Here is a 16,667-nt window from a genome sequence, read left to right as displayed (position 1 = left end):
ACGTTTGGCCAAACGTCTAATAACAATTTCATTAAAGCGATGTATTGTTAATAAGCGCATTGCTTTAATGAAATTGGTAAAACCTTGAAACAGGTACATTCGCATAGTTTTTGCGTAAATATGCACTGCAACGATGCAGTATACCCAGCGCTAGGCGTTAGGGGAAGTCTGACAAGACAAACCGAGTATTGTATAAGATAAAATCTGCTGGTGCCGGTTAAGAAAGTTACAAGTCTTGTTGTTCATTCTTTGATGTTAACCAACCTGGCTTTTGACTTCGGTTCAGAGTCGCTAGCACTGAGATAGCTTTTTCTATCGTGATGCGTTGATCTGCAATATCTTGATAAACCTGTTGTGCTGTTTTCTTACGTTTAACGGCAGCCCCTGCATCTAAAAATGACTCGATAACCTGATTAAAGAATCCTCTAAACTTGCTTTTCGGTTGTTGCTCGTCATCTTTATTACTCCCGATTTTAGCCGTTGAGACTTTTTCTTGAATATACTTAATTTCGGCTTGGCTAAATTCATTTTGCGCATGCTCTGAGTGTGCAATGTCTTCTATGGCTCGCTTTAAGTAATCAATCTCAAGAGCACTGAATTTAGGTTGTTGAGCAAGTTTTAAAAGTAGCTTTCTAAATTCAGATTGTTTGGTGACCGAAGACTTAAGGGTTTCGCAGATATAGTAGATCTTTTGCCATTGCTGCCACATGTAAACGTAGTTGAGGCCAGCTCCTTTAATATTTTGCATACCCACGATGAGTTGATGTTGATTTTTCATCGCTAGGTTGGCGATATGGCTTGTTAGTTGATCTGGTTTTACATAAGCGTTTTCTACCAAGACTATTTTGCTTGCAACGATGCTTTGCACTGTTTCCTTTAATAACTCTGAATGATTTGATAAATCATCTATATCAAGCAGTGAATTAGCCATTTGCCAGTTTTCATATTGAGTGACAATTTTTTGCATATGGTCAGCATCGTTTAACAACCTAGCATTTAACAAGGCTGTTAAAGTTTCTAGAGAGGTAATATCCGTTGTCTGTAGAGGTATGTCTAAGGTGTGATTAATTTTCTCAAGCCAAGTCTGGGCACTATAAAGTACGTTCAACTGGTTAAGAAAGGCCTTGAGGTCGTTTACATCGTTATTTTTCAGTAAGGTATCGAGACGTTCGTCAATGGCATGCTGTAAATATGAATTGAAGCCGTCCACGTTGGTGCCTATCACAACTAGGAAGTCGAAGCGTAAATCTTCCGCCAAAATCTGCGCGAATACTTTGGAACGAGCAATACGGTCATTGCGGTTATTGATTAATGCAATGGTTTGAATATGGGGCTGGTCGTTTAAATCAAATAGCTCCAAACGCTTCCAGTTTTCTATGGTCGCAAGCCGCTCATTGGCTGACATACTATTCACAAAGGATTGAGAGATAGTGCCAATAGGGGCCGACTGAAAATGTTGTAACACACCAATGTCTGGCACGATGCGCTCAGCCGTTTCCTTATATACATAGTCTTTTTCTATGCCAATATACTGAGCCATTTTACACACAAGTGCGATGTTATCAGGATGCTCTTCATAGGGATATAAAGCCCGAATGTCAGGCGTTATTTGATAGCCGTCTCCCCAATGCGTTTGAATTAGGGTTGTGCGTTTGGCATCTGCGGCATCACTCAAAATCGGCATCATCGATTGTTCAGCAGTGAATACTTGTGTGTTACTCCCTATAAAGGCTGACATCTCTTTGGCAACATCAATGCCTGTTGGCCCTAGAATATCTTCATGATCTGGGTAAGCATTAGTAATGGTGGCAAAGTTATCTTGCATCCAGCGGCGTAGAATTCTTACATATCTTGGGGTTAGGCCCATACATTCCCAGAGAAATACATCGGCTTTGGTTTTTCTGGCAAAATCGAGTACATCGCTTTGCTCCCATATACTGGCCTTATCGAAAGGTCTGAATAGTGGTACTTCGTACTGCTCTCCGCTACTCTTACCATAAATCATCATGGCTTCGCACCCTGTGGTTTTGGCGATAACACGTAAATCTAAACTGCTGAACAGTGCAGCTTTTAATCTTTCAGTACCTGACTTTCCTCGCGTTCCCCAACCACCGATGCTGACAGGGATTGCCTTGCGGTTACGTTTTATTTTCTTGCTTACATGGATGTGGCGACCCCAAAAATAAGCCATAAAGCCGGTGACGAAAAAGACCAATTGCGAAATCGAATTTTGATAAATGGAATACAGGTACTCTTTAAAGCTAAACCAGATATTAAGGAGCACTGGGGTTAATGCGGTTTTACTATAGAGTTTAGCGATACTTTGCTCGACAGGAAATGACGCACCAAGAACATCACCGTATGCATTAAATTTTATTTCGAAACCGAGTTCTCTCAAGGTTGAAATGAACTTCTTTTGCTCAAATTCACTGCCTTTTCTTAAGCTATCGAGTTGCTCAAAATGAACTGAGATGTGCCAATATGCTTTAATTCGTTTGGTGAGTGTGACAGGGCGATGTATTTCTAAAATACCATCTGGGGTGTAGCTAAAAGCGGGCTCTTTGCTTCTATCTTGGCTGAGCACAGACAAGAGGTAATCTAAAAGGGGTAAATGTGGTCTTGCTGAGTGTTCGGTTAAGTTAAATAGCGCCTCACCAGGGACGTTGGTTTCACTAATTTCAGCGACACTACAGCTGGCAACATGTAACTCAGCTGAGGGCTTTTTTGTCTGTGTATGGTTAAAACTCTGACGCTTATCAGTACTGGGGTTAAAGAACTCATGCCAGATCCGCCAAAAGCGTCGACCTCGTCGATAGCCAGGTATAATATGCCAGTGTTGCTTTGTGACTTCGCCGCTAAATGCTTCTGCATGTTGCGCTTTAAAGCTTAATGCTCGGCCTAGAGTGTGACGATCAATGCCCTTTGATAGCGTAATACTTTGTGTTTGTGAAAGCTGTTCGTCGATATTTGCCAGTAGCGTTTGCTGACTAAAGCTGACCAATTGCTCTCTCGCCCTAGTTATATGTCTTTTTAATGCAATATGGGACTCTTGTTCGAGAACAATATTAAGCATTTGAATAAATTGCTGAAAAATCTTTTCAGGCTCATCAGATTGCAGCTGCAAATTGAGCATTACACGGGCACTATTTTCGATATTGAGCCGTTTTACTTCAAAAGGCAGCGGCTTTTGAAGTACTTGTTGCCAAAGTTTAAAGATAAAGGCATCTTCGGCATATTGAGGTTGTGTAAATTGTTTTACCAAGGTAAATAGCACTGCACCACAGGTCTCTTCTTCGAGCCTTCTCACTAGCAGCGCTTTTGCTTGTTCGAAGTCAATGACATTTAATTGCTCAATTAACGCTTGCCTTACACGTGGGTAAGGGTGTTCACTTAGGCTATTAAGCAAGTCCATTTCTTTGTTTGAAAAGTGAGGTTGCTTGGCAATGATTCGTGGCAGCGCAGCAAGCACAAATAAGCTGTCATTATTTTTAGGTTTGTCAGCAAAGTCGATGACGGTTTCTTGTATTAGCGCCCAAATATGCGCTCTGATAAAAGTGGGGCGCTGAACATATAAAATCTCAAGAATATCAATCACAGCTTGGTAAGGGGTATTGGGTTCTTCGAGTAATTCAATTAACTCTGCAGCCAGCTCCTCGTTGAGTTCTGGGTCGGCGTGGCATTGATGGATGACCGCTACCTGATTCACTAAAGCACGAATAAGACTATGCTTGATGTGAACACTGTGATTATTTTGCAGCATCTGCATAAAAAAGGGCTCAAGATCGAGCTTTTTCCAGTTGTCTAAGATTTCAGCTTCATTGGCGCGCAAATGAGATGTGGTTAGAGCGCCAAGCTTACTGATCAGAAATTTAAGAGTTTGTTCTGTATCTGCAACTTGTCGTTGATAACGATCGATTACTGCACCATCATCAAACCAGCGTGACAAGGCTTGTTTGTCCTCTTTTAACTGGGCTTCAGAGGCGCCGAGCTCTCGTGCATAACTCAGAATATGAAGCTCTTTTTCTGCGCTGATCTCTGCTTTTGCTAAGCGCTGTACAAATAATTGATAAGACGCGTCTAGCTTTTGACTTTGTGCATTAAGCTGTTCAATTTTATGCCTTAAAAATGCGATAGATTGTAGTTGTAACCAGGTTTGTACCGATTCGTTCTCAGGAATATTTCTAATTAATGGCCATTGCAAAAGCTCATTGATCAGATTCTGATATTTATGACGATAGAGTTTGAGCCAAAACTCTTCGATATTGGCGAATAAGATTAACTCAAGTTGTTGCTTTAATTCATTATTGGTCATAAATGTCTTGTTCTAAAAAATGCGTCAATTGGAGTGACTTAAAGAGAATTTCATCGTGAGCAAATGGTCCAAACCCAGTATTTTGCAAGTTGCCTAGGTTAATTTCTAAACGTAGTGAGTGGTCTTTTCTAAACCAATCCTGTGTCCAGCTCAGTTTTATCCATCCTGCTGTATTGTCTGAAAAGTCAAACAGGGTTTGCCAACTCACTTGGGTTAAATATTGCCATGTATTGTTAGGCCTGTGTTGATCGGCAAATTTATATTGAGATGCGCCTGCGAGCGTAAAAATATGCCCTTGGTAATATTGCTGTAGCTCAATATCAAAACCTAGGCTGTCTAAAGACGACCAGTCTTCATTTGAAGTTGTAGAAAAGCTAGCGGATAGCTGATTATCTACCCAAGGTTGATAGCGATATTGATAAGCCGCCCGCCAGCCATGCATATGATCTTCACGATAAAAACTAAACATCGACGGGCTCATTAGTCTGTCAGCAATATATTCATCTGCGGTGATGCTAGTGTAGTAATAAAATGGCTGCCACCACCATTGATGACGATGAATGTTGTCGTCACGCCAAGTTTCGCCAATTTTAAAACTAATATTAGAGCTGAGATGGCTCTCGCTAATAGGCGTATCGTTTTGCCAACGGTTATTTATTCTAGCTTCACTGAACCAATGACTTTCTTGTGATAACCAATTGTGTTGTGCGTTGATAGAAAACGTTTCGTAATTTTGATTATCGAGTGTGAATAATGATTCTAACAAATACCAATGCTGCTTATCTTTATTTCTTAGCCTTAGTCCAAAATCGGTATAGTGACGAGCTGACTGGCTTTGTTCACTTTCGAAGATACCTGCTCGGTTGTATCTAACGAGCCCTTCAACATGAGTAAGGTTTTCATCTGTAGATAAAATATCCTCATAAAATGGCTTTTTCGATGGCTCATGAAAATAAATCGGTTTTTCAACGATTAAGGGCTCGATTGTTGGTGCAAAACTGGTTTTAGCTCGATTGAAGTCGAGTTGCCATTTAAAAACGCGTGCTAACTGTGAAGTCTTTGCTTGAACATTAATTTTTCCCGCAGGATAAAAACCGACTTGCTCTTCTCTGACTTGGCCTGAAAGGCGCTCAATTTTTATTAAACTATCTGAATTTAGTTTTGCGCTTATTTGCTGTTCAGCTTCTGCAAAATAAAATAGTTGGCGTGTATCTAACTTCGCATCTTGCCAGCGGCCTTGTTGATAGGTTTGAATTTTTACACTGACCAGTTGAGAAATAAATGGATTCATCCAGCGTAGTGCGATTTGACCATTTGCAAGTTCGTCATCTGTTAATGCTAACTCACTATTGTGATTACTCTCTATGGTCCAAAGTACATTATTTTTGCTGGTAGAAACGAGAATATTGGCGTAGTTAGTTTTGACTAACTCTGCAGCGGCGAAATCAAAAATGAGTTTCACCTTATGACCTGCTAATTCTCTCAGGTCTAAGTTTAGAGTGTGATTTGGACGAATTAATAGCCCGTCTAAATTTGAACTTTTGCTTGTATGACGGCTTATTTGCTCAGAAAAACTGCGTCGCGTTATGGCATTCATGTCAATCAGTTGAGTGCCAGAATAATTTAAGTACTGCTCAATCGGTTGCCATGACCCATAATGCTCAATACGGTTCTTAAGTGAGTTTAAACTGTCTGATAGCTTTACGTATTCAAGTTTGGCAAATAGTAAGTTGAACTCGTAATTGTTTAGAGTCCCATGGCTTAATCGATATAACGCATTCGTGAGTAAGGTTTTAATATCGATATCAGGCTGGTGGAGCAGGTTAATAAATGGCTCTTTAAGAGAAAATTTTACAGCGTCGGAGCTTAAGTGTGCTTTGTATGCAAGGGAGTCAGGTAATACCCGTAAACTTAAGTACTGCTGTTGCTCACTACTTAAAGTCAGTTGTTCACCTTTATTTAGCGTGATAAGTGCCTCACTGGCCACAGACAGTTTAAGTTCATTGTGCTGAACTTGCGTTGTAGAATAGACATCCGCGAAGACAGGCAAAATAGACTGTGTTGAGTTTGTATCTAAATGTAGCCAGTGTTGTTGCTGCGTACCATCGTGAATATAAGGCGTTCTGACTCTTAATTGCAAAGTTAAATCTTGCTTAGCATAAAGCTGTAAAGGTAAGCCATTTTGCAGAGTGTAAGCATTGTAATCAGATGTATCACCTTGTAAGTTCACGGTGCCAAAATGTTTGATATCAAATGAAGAGTTTGTTGGTTCTTTCAAAGGGGTTAATTGTGCAATACGGCTTTGCATCCAGCTATGTACAGCTGTGTCTGTAAAATTATGATTATCATGCTGTAACCACAGTGCTTGTAGGTTTTTTTGTTGTGCTAACAAGAATTCCCTCATTAAGCTGCCGCAGCCAGTTAAAACATCAAACTTATATGCACATAAACCTTGTAGCTTATAGACTTGTTTAGCTTCTAAGTAGCGGCTAAAGAGAGCTTGTGCAGCATAATTACTGAGTAGTGGGCGCTCGGATTGCAACAAGCTTTCTAAGTAGGCGTTGGCTGTCGAGACTCTATCAAGCTCAGTCAATAAATCAATACGTATTCGCCAGGCATCGAGTGCTATGCTGGCAATCTTGCTATTGACTAAATCTTTCAACAAGGGCAAAGCCTTACTCGGTTCTGACAACGCTAAGTTCATCGCTTTTGAAATTAACTGATAGTCGCTTTCATGGCGCCTTTTGTTAACAGGTTTCTCGATAGGAAGGGGCAGACTATTGATGTAAGCCTGCGTCTGCAGATTATTTTGTTGGTTAAGTAATGTTGCCAGTGTTGGGCTTTTGGCTGTTATTTTTCCTTGCATTAAATAAAGTAATGGGTTGTTTGGTAAGGTCAATAAATCATCTACTTCAACGGCAATATTGATTGCTTGTTCATCGGCACTGAATAGTTTTAAAGAGGATGATTGCAAGCTTACAGGCAGCACAATGCGGCTGAAAGCTTGGTTTGGTGAAAATTGAATAATGTGCCTTTGATTGTCGTATTCAGCGACTAAGCGGCCGCTATGCTCAGCTTGAATATAGAGAAATAACGCGTCTCTGATCCGCTGAAACTGGCTGATATCAAAACTTAGCGTGTCTTTTAGTTGATGGCTGGTAAGTACCTTGTGTTGAGACACAGAATAGAGTTGTTCGCTTGCAGCACGTAAACCAGACACAACCTTTTGCTTGCTATTGTTGCTTTCTATAGGTAACCCTCGATGACTGACTTGCGCATTTCTTCGTGTTGAAATGGTGCTCACCAGATCTTGGTAACGTCGCTGTTCAAGCACTGAAGCATCAGCAATTGAGAAGTGACTAATTGAAGATAAGTCTTGTTGTGAGTAGATTTTTACAAAGGCATCATCTAGGTTAGCTGTCCAGTAAGGGTTGAGAAGCGCCTCTGGTTGTTTGTCTAGTGCATCAAGGTCGTAAATGCCGCGATGCATTTGTTCGAGTTTTATAAGTGCTTGATCTTGAACTGTGATTTTTAAGTAACTGCCTTTGGGTACAGCGAAGTAATCAGTATTTACAGTGCTGACTTTTTTATCTTGATATTCAGGTGCATGAGTGTTCGATACATTCACTAAACTGACAGGTTGATCGTTCACTTCAACAAAGACTTTATTATCCTGCTTTAGGTTTGACATCCACTTTCGAACTGAGAGCTTAAGCTTTTTAGCCTCAGCGAAATATAAACGCATGCTCTGTTTCGGCTCTAATGTGTAGTAAAACTCGTGATCTTGAGCAAGACTTAATTTAGTCGCTTTAAGAGGCAGTTTTAAAGCGCGACGAAAAGGGTCTCGATGAAAATGAAACTGGCCTTGTTCGATATCTAAATTTATCCAATCTTGAGTGATATTTTCAAACTGGACAAGTTGGTTGTATTGCGATGCAGGTAACTGGCAGCGATGCGCTTTACACATTAGTTCACTGGGGTGGAGCTTACGCATGGCATACTGTGTTTGGCCTACCCAAACTATGGTTTTGTTGAATATATCGTCAGGTAAAGTGAGCCAGCGAGCGGCAGGTAAGTACAGGCGTTTCGATTGACTTTTATCAATACTAATAAGGCTTTTAGGCTGACCAAGTGATAAATCTGAATTTACCCAGGCAGGTGCAGTCTGCAGTGGTGCGGGCGCTGCAAACAACTGACAGGTAAATAAAAGACCGATTAAAACTAAATAACTTGGTTTATGCATTCAGAAAATTGACTCATTGTATGTTGTTCTTTTACTAGGCGTTCTCGCATAGGTTTGCTTATCTCTATGTGAATAAACGAAAAAGGTGTTAAATCTAGTTTATGTAGTATGTTCTTCGTTCCGCCAAGCTCTTGTATCAATTCTGGATAGAAATAACTATTTCTTGATATTTTACTTAAGCATAGAGTTAATTGCTGCTTAATGACATTGCCTTTTCTACCTTGACTGATAATAAAATCAGCCAGTTTTCCCTTATCGCTTTTACGTTTGCTTTGATTAAAGCCATGTAACTGTATGATTTTGGCTCTCGGGTGAAGCGACTGAAAGGCTAAAATGGCGCTGTTATGTAAATTATCGCGACGTTTAGAGTAATCCATTGACTGCTTATCCAAACTGTCACTGTGTCTGTGATGCGTATTCGCTAACATGAGTTGGCAGTGGGTATTAAATATTTGCTCACCTATTGTATAGGTGTGTGTATCAAAGAAACGATGTGGAATAGAAATAATACATGCTTTGGCATTCAATCGATAAATGAGCGTGCCGCCACCATTAACTTTTGAGGTAGCTTGCAAATGATGCCTATTATTTTTAAACGCATATTGCCAAGAAGCTAAGTTGGCCTTACTCGCAGACTGAAACCAGTTCGATACATCTTTCGTCAGTTTTTCTAGTGGTGATTTTGGCTCTGCACAAGCGACGGTCACACTACAACTCACTATGATGGCAACAATCAGCTTAATCATTTTCATATTGCCTCCATTGCGCTTCAGAGGGAGCGTGTACTAGTTCATCAAGTACACTGATCCAAATATCTTGTTCAGCAGTGATGGTGATACTTTCCAGTGTCTGTACATCATCGTTTATCGCAAGTGAGACACTGTTATATGGTAGCACTTCTGCAATTGCAGGATGCAGCGCAAAGACGTGGGTCAACGGTGCCTGCATCAGTGCAAACCGTTTATTTTTAATTGTGTATTCAGGACTTAAACCAGCTTTAAATTGACCACTAATGCGGGTGTTTAGTACCACGAAGTCTTTGACCCCTTTGGTTTTAAGCACTTTAATGACAACCGATTCGGATTTATTTGAATAGTTTAAAGTTAAAGGCTGGCCTGCTTTTAAAAAGTAGCCTCGCTGTTTTTGCCAAGGGCGTTCACTGCCTTCATTAACAAATAAAGTATTCTGTAGGGTTCTAAAAGAGAGTAGTTGAGTCTCAGTTAAATGCGTGAAAGCACGCTCTTTGAAAAACGGGGCTTTTTTATTTATTTCAATAAGACGCTTATCTCTTAGATGGTTGTTTCTTTTTGCCAATAATAACTGCTTAAAAGAAAAAACCTGATTGAATTGATGCTCGGTTGGCTCTGCCTTAGGAAACAAATTAGCAAAATACTTATCTGGGCTATTGACCAAAAATGTATTTGATAGAGGTAAGGCTTGAATTAAGTCCCGACTCACATAGGTGGTTGCCATGTCCTCATTGCTTGGTAATGGAGGCGGCATTTCAAACAAACGCACATTGGTAATGCGCTTTTGTTCGGTAAAATTAAAATCATTCTGCGCTTTTTGCGAAAACCAGGCACCTATAGCGGCAAAGTCATCTAACTCAGGTTTACAGAGTTGTTCGCATAGTTCAGTTTGATAATGAAAAGACGACTGTCTGGCTTGCAATTTCGCGAGTACAGTCTGTGGTGATGAAATTTTGATGCGATCCACCGTGTTAGGTAAGCGAGCATAGTATTGCTCAGAACTGAAAACAGGTTGTCGGATGGTTGTTTCGTCTATGATCCTGTCAAAGTTGCTTTTTTCGCCTTGCAGAAATATACGGTACTGTTCTATCTCAATGTCGTTATCATAAAGTGTGATATCAACAGGCGTGCCTTTTGGGCCTCTAAATTCAAAGTTAATGTCACTGCCTTTAGCAACCTGATATTCAGCGCTAAAATGCTCGTCAATGTTATAAAAGTAGCTGTGTAAAGCATTAAAATGAGCATCATTTTCGGCAAACCATCTAGTTAGCATAGGCTTGGCAGATTGAACCACAATCAGGCCGGGTTCAACACTTGAAATACGATAAGTATTGGGTGTGTCAGTGGCAGTGAAACTTAGCTGAATAGGCGCCTTGAGTTGTTTAATGTCATACCAAGTTGCGAATAATGTCGCGTCGCTTTGCTCTTTAAAGACAAATAAGTCTTGAGTTTGATAGTTTCTGAATGAGGCACTCAGTTGGCTATCAGTATAGAAGCTATCTAGGTTTAATTGCTCCGCACTAAAGTCATAACTTAACACGTAATAGGGCAGTGTTTCGTATAGGGTATCGCCGGTAAAGTCGATGCCGGGGATCCCTTGTGGTGCTAATTTTTGCCACTCAAATGTGACTGCATTTAATATTTCTTGGCTCGATAAAGCGTTGTTGCCAATGGTGTGGTAATTAGTCATACGTTCACGCCAATCGGTAGATTGCCTTAGCCAAGCTCTATTGATGTCATTGAGGCTTACTGGGGTTTTCGCGTGCAAACGAATAACAACTCCTCTGAGTTGATTATTTTCAGGGATCAGCTTTAATGCGATTGATGATGCATTCGTGAGTTGCTCGTTGCTGATAAAAAAAGACTGCCCAGAAGAGACGGCCAAGGTGTCGCGATTTTCAATAATTTGCTTTACTTGCTTTTGTTCATTATCTAATGCCAATTTAGAAGCATGATGGTAAACGTGTGTACTGAGAGGGTTTTCTTCACTGTCTAACAGTGTGTACTCAATGGCATAGTGTACGGGTTCTTCAAATTGTTGTTGCTCTGAAAAAATCGCATTCGATAGTACACGAATTGAATACGTTCTATCAGCGGAAAAGTTGAAAGTGAGCGCCTTATCTTTTTGTAACCAATGCACTGTTGAGCGTGTTTCATCTTCGGAGCGCAGCGCAACTGGCTCTGCAGACACTATCCAAAAATAACTACGGATCACGAGCCAAAGTAGCAATAAGATTAAACTGAGTCTAAAAAGTAAAGTCAGTAGGTGCTTAATTAAATACATTAAGTCCTCCTGTCATCATTTGAGTAAATCTTTGCAAGTCGACGACTTTATTTCTTTTTGGTAAGTAAATAAGTGCAATCTTATTATTTAGCTTGATCAATAAGGCGAGTTCGTTTGGCATAGAAAGTTGTGTGGCCTGCAGGGTACACGCATTTTGTTGCTCACATAAAGATTTAATAAAAGGCAAATGCTGAGAGAGCGCATAATGCTCGGTAATATCCTTAAGGGCATTTAATTGAGTAGCCTCAACTGCTTGCCAGTCACTAGGAGACAGGGCTGCAATATTAGTGTGCTTCAAAATAGGCTGTTGCGATACCGCTAATAGTCGTTGCAACAGTGCTTCGTTCGATATTGAAAAGTGTTGCTTAAAATCGGAAGCAAGCCACAGTGTGGCGAGCTCACTCGCAGGCGAAAATATCTGGTATCCGGTTTGGGGAGAGGTACCTAATTCGAGCCCTCTTGTTGCTGCTTGACCTAAAACAATCTGATGCTCAACCCCTAGCTCTTTGAGTGACTCCCGTACCTTGCCCAGACTTAACTTATGGTTCGGATGAGGTTCTGTGTACTGAAAAGCTAAAGCACTTGGCCGAATGTGTGACGGCGCACTGTGGCTACGTATTTGCAAGTTTAAAACGCCGGATTGCGGGTAGTGACGCAATGCACTCTGATGCACAATATTAAATAAGGTTTTTACATTGGCAGCGGCCATAACATTGGCCTCTTCACTGGCAAATGGGTGCGCCCCTGCGATTAACAACAGCTTTGCATTACTCTTTTGATACAGCTGACTGGCAAACTGTATGGTATTACTTTCATACAAAGGACGAGGTACTTGGATATTGAGTGCATTAGTTGGGTCTAAATGAATGAAATAGAGGCCTTGACCTAATTGGTAATATTGTAAGTCATCTAAAGGAGAAACCTTAATATATCGACCGTTTGCGGTATTAAGTAAACTTAATTGGTACCCGACCATACGGGCAATATTGTTTATTTTATTCAGTTGGTTAAGTACGTCCGTCGTTATTTCTTGCCCTGCAAGCTGATCAGATAAACTGTATAGCGGACGAAGGATCTCATACTCCCAAAGTGCCGCCTCATTATCAGATAAGCTTTGAAATAGTTGGCTACCTTTGGCTGTTATCTTTGGTATAAAAGCGTTTATTTCTTCTTCTAAGCTGGTTTCAATTTGCGCAACAGGAGACTGATATAGTTGGTCACTTAAGGCGACTTTAGACAGCAAAGAGGTATAAGCAGAAGTATCAATAAAGGTTTCGATCAATCTACCTTCAAAGTTGGGGCTTGGCAGGCTTTGATTGTTTAATAAGCCAAAACTACTTTGCGTAAACCCTAATAGCTCGGTGAGAAGAGATTGGTTTACCGCAGCTGGAATGCGATTGAAGATCCAAAATTGTCCTGTTGCACCATACGGGCCAGTTTCAAGCAAGGCTGTAGTACGTGCGTTAACTGAGCGTAATTGCACTATGTCTTCGCTTTCAAGCGCATTTATAAAGGCCCAATAATAGTTACTTTGCTGGCTGGTATTATCGGCGCTAAAAGCCGGCGTAGCTTGAGTGCCTAAAGCCAACGCATCTGCTTTTAGGAGTGTCATAAGCAGTGCTGAAGAGTCTGTTGCTACACGTTCTGTGGAAGGGTGAGGGACCGATAGCAATAAACCTGTATTAGTTTGTTTAGATAAGACAAACAGTCCTCTAATTGCATATTTTCTGGCATCTTGAATATAAATATATTCTCCATCTAGACGCAGTGAAAAGTCTAACTTTAGTAACAGCTCTGTGGCTTTGTTAATGTTATCTAAATTACGCCTATCACGGTTTAAAATACTGATAGCAGCTCTAAAGGTTTGCAAGTTTTGAGTCTGCTGATACTGGCTGATCTCTACTTTATTTTTTTGGTCGGTATACAAGTAACTTTTGTATTCACTGAGCTGTTGGCTGAGGTCTTGTATTTCAGTATAACTCTGTAAAGACTTTATTTGGTTGCCAATGAATAAAGAGGGGACAAACATGATCACAAAGCCAATGAAAATAGCGACAAACCCACCGACAACAGAGGTTTGAAACGTTGCTCTAATGATTAATCCAAGGGCATTTTTTTGATAGATTTTTAATGCCAATAGAGTGGATAGCATGTATCCGAACGCAAATGTATCTGTCACTTTTAATGCTGGGTAATAATTGACAATAAAATAGTTAAGCGCGAGCTTGTAGGCAAAGCCTATATTGAAGAAAAAGAGTAGTAAGCGCGCGCCTTCAAAGTTGGCGTTTTTAAGGCGTGTATATTGAAGTAGTAAAGTCCCGAGGATCAAGATCACGGCTGTTTCAATAAAAGAGGTCAGCAGTTTACTCGGCTGCATGAGTTGCAATGCCAGTAATGCAGGCAGCATGATACCGTTAAACTCCCAGCCGTATTTTAAGTTGGCACGAGAGGCGATAAATGCGGTGATCACTAAAATAATATAGGCCTTTGGTGCTGCAATTATCGAAGCTGCCACGTCTTCGTACATAATGGCTAGATTGGCAATGCTGAAGTTGGTCATCGGCATTAATACATATCGTACTAACACATAAGTAAAGATAAGCTGTATCAGTGTGACTTTAGTTCCATATCGAAAACCGCCGTTCCACATAACGTTCGCTGTGAGGGCAATGATGACTAACCCTAAGCTATACAGTTGTGTCGAGTAGTCAAATGTGATGTCCCAACTGCCTAGTACATCGGCGACACTAGGCCAAAATAGCGTGTCCATAACCACACGCACTAAGATACTGATCAAGATGATGGCAAAGAATCGGTCTCGACCAAACATCTCAGCATAACCGAAGCGCTCCATTATAGTCTTGGCAGTAACTCGCATGACGAAGTACACGACGAACGCTTCAATTATGATAACAGCGGCAGAAGTAGGGCTAACAATGAGTAATGGCACAAGGTAGCCAGGAACAACCAGACCAGTTAAAGGGAAACCAAAGCGAAGGTTTAAGAAGCACACAACGGCTATGCCTACCCAAACAGTGGTGATAACAGATTGACCTAAGCCGCTACCTGTCGGAAAAATACTCAGCACCCAATCCATTAATTAGATGCCTCAGACTCGGTGTTATTTTTTTGCTTTTCACTGTTTTGTGACAGCAAACCAGCTTGATCTTCGTTTTGGTGTATTTGGCTCATCAGTTCAGAGAGGTTTATGAACTCAAATAAAATCCCCCCCACTTCAAAGGGCTCTCCTGCACTACTTTTTTCATCCGATGATTCAATGGTACGTACGTTTAATACAAACTGCTGTTCAGCCAATTTTACTGGGAGATAAATTTCGCCTTTGTGCAAAGTTAAATAGCGCAGTTTTCCTTTGGCATTTTCATGATCTAACTCACTGACCTGACATAGCAAATCGAGTGCTGTCATCTCGAAAATAGGCAAGTGATGCTGTTTCGCTAGCTGTTCAAGCGCATGATTAGTTTGTACCACCTGACCGAATAAATTGAATAGCACCGACGCTGAGCGGATCTGATTAAATACATGCTCTAAGGTTGTCAGCTTTTGTTCCATTTCGTTAATCGAGTGCTTTATTTGCTGACTCAATGGTTTGGCTAAATTCAAGGTGAGTAAACGAGCAATTGCATTGCTTTCGGCTTTGCCTTGCGTTTCGAAAACACGATAATGAAATAAAAGCTCCCCAACCTGATTGGCAAATCGATTTACATTTTTAATAAACGCAGCTTCGTTAAATCGTTCATCTGGAGTAATGGTCATCGCCCAGAACCCACGAATATCACCAGCATACATAAGCGGGACTATGTACTGGGATTCGTTTTCTTCCAGTGCTTTAAAGAAGGGACGTGTAATTTTGACTGTACCAAATGCCTTGATTGCATCTGAATAGGGCGCACGTTCGTAGTCTCTGCGCATCTCATGAATATCAGAAAGATGGCAATTAATGGCCCTTATTTCATATAAACGATGATCTCCCTCTAGGCGAGCAAGCAGAATACTTTTATCTAAAGCCAACTGTTGGTTAATTAATTGAATAATAGAGTCCCAAGGTGTGCTTTGATCTGTGAACGATTTAGGTAGATAACGGCCAGACATTTTTTGCCTGATATTATTCATCAATCGTTTAAGATCGTCCTCTTCAACCCATTTTGCCGATAAAAACACCCAAAATAAGGTAACAAAGTTTAGTATCACGCCTTCGGCTGCAGGTAAAAAGATATGCATACCTGTCATGATAAAATAACAAAGCGTTAGCCAAGTTATAGAAAGGGTAGATGCGACGACAATACCTATATTAAAGGCAATTTTTTGATAAAGAACGAGCAGTAAAATGATGCTGACTAACTGAATAGTCAGGGATAGCTTGCCACTGATGAGTGAAATTAACGACCCTTCAATGAGGTTATGGGCAACAAATGCATGAAGGTAAATTGGGTTTACTTCAGCTGAGAGTTTTGGTGCCCGTATTGGTAAACCAAAACTGTGATTTGTTTGTGATATTAAGACTAATTTATCGGTGATCTGCCCAGTTAGTAAGTCTTCACTTTGTACTCGTTTGCTATTAAATTTTGGCAGTGCATGTAAATCTAATGCAAAGCTGAGTAAAGGTGAGTGATCTAGGCGACGCTCTGGAAAGAGTTCAGCCCAGAGGCTGGTACATTGGTTAGGAGTTTGGTGATTAATTTGAATCGTATAGCCAAGCCATGCTTTTAGGTCTGCAAGGCATAAGTTATTATCTGGGCGAGGGTAAAAGACCCTTTGATCTTGTATATGTGTTAATTTCGAGTCTGAAACAACAATAATTGCTTTTGGATTGTGCGCAAGTAAAGAATAGACAAGTTGGTCATGTTCAAAAATAAGCTCATCGGCTTCAATGACAACAACATCACTGTGTTTTTCTGATTGAATTTGGCTAAAGTATTTAAAAATAGGTGCATTGAAGCGCTGCAGTGCACCGGTTAGTTCAGCCAGTAGAATAAAGCAAATCAAACTAATGATCAGCCAAAATGTTTTATGCCTTTTTACAAAGAAAAATTGTTGTTTTACCGACACAAAGCGTTCCTA

General features: G+C 40.6%; 6 protein-coding genes. All 6 read right to left on the bottom strand.

Annotated features, from left to right (window positions below):
• Positions 1-226 precede the first annotated feature (226 nt).
• The 6 genes from AC1HJP_RS08495 to AC1HJP_RS08470 are packed head-to-tail and all read right to left on the bottom strand — an operon-like array spanning position 227 to position 16,655.
• Positions 227-4,312, bottom strand: coding sequence for a poly-gamma-glutamate synthase PgsB (locus AC1HJP_RS08495; RefSeq protein WP_480361443.1), 4,086 nt, complete (start codon positions 4,310-4,312; stop codon positions 227-229).
• The gene (locus tag AC1HJP_RS08490) at positions 4,302-8,555 is read right to left on the bottom strand and encodes a hypothetical protein (protein WP_480361442.1); all 4,254 of its coding nucleotides are present in this window, start codon (positions 8,553-8,555) and stop codon (positions 4,302-4,304) included. The genes AC1HJP_RS08495 and AC1HJP_RS08490 overlap by 11 nt, the downstream gene beginning before the upstream one ends.
• On the bottom strand, positions 8,534-9,307 hold the full coding sequence (locus AC1HJP_RS08485) for a hypothetical protein (protein WP_480361441.1): 774 nt from the start codon (positions 9,305-9,307) through the stop codon (positions 8,534-8,536). The genes AC1HJP_RS08490 and AC1HJP_RS08485 overlap by 22 nt, the downstream gene beginning before the upstream one ends.
• On the bottom strand, positions 9,294-11,588 hold the full coding sequence (locus AC1HJP_RS08480; protein WP_480361440.1) for a hypothetical protein: 2,295 nt from the start codon (positions 11,586-11,588) through the stop codon (positions 9,294-9,296). Before AC1HJP_RS08480 ends, AC1HJP_RS08485 begins: the two co-directional genes overlap by 14 nt.
• On the bottom strand, positions 11,575-14,685 hold the full coding sequence (locus AC1HJP_RS08475; protein WP_480361439.1) for a poly-gamma-glutamate biosynthesis protein PgsC/CapC: 3,111 nt from the start codon (positions 14,683-14,685) through the stop codon (positions 11,575-11,577). Before AC1HJP_RS08475 ends, AC1HJP_RS08480 begins: the two co-directional genes overlap by 14 nt.
• A complete protein-coding gene (locus AC1HJP_RS08470) occupies positions 14,685-16,655 on the bottom strand; it encodes a hypothetical protein (RefSeq protein ID WP_480361438.1) in 1,971 nt (656 codons plus the stop codon). The genes AC1HJP_RS08475 and AC1HJP_RS08470 overlap by 1 nt, the downstream gene beginning before the upstream one ends.
• Between the last annotated feature and the right edge of the window lie 12 nt (positions 16,656-16,667).

It is taken from the genome of Pseudoalteromonas sp. NFXS53 (genome assembly GCF_056629255.1).
The sequence above is the reverse complement of the archived record's forward strand: the minus strand, read 5'-3'. Positions and strand labels throughout refer to the sequence as shown.

Bases quoted from the DNA above. Each gene is read 5' to 3' on its own strand.
- AC1HJP_RS08485 (WP_480361441.1), bottom strand. From the start codon at position 9,307: ATGAAAATGATTAAGCTGATTGTTGCCATCATAGTGAGTTGTAGTGTG.
- AC1HJP_RS08495 (WP_480361443.1), bottom strand. From the start codon at position 4,312: ATGACCAATAATGAATTAAAGCAACAACTTGAGTTAATCTTATTCGCC.
- AC1HJP_RS08475 (WP_480361439.1), bottom strand. From the start codon at position 14,685: ATGGATTGGGTGCTGAGTATTTTTCCGACAGGTAGCGGCTTAGGTCAA.
- AC1HJP_RS08490 (WP_480361442.1), bottom strand. From the start codon at position 8,555: ATGCATAAACCAAGTTATTTAGTTTTAATCGGTCTTTTATTTACCTGT.
- AC1HJP_RS08480 (WP_480361440.1), bottom strand. From the start codon at position 11,588: ATGTATTTAATTAAGCACCTACTGACTTTACTTTTTAGACTCAGTTTA.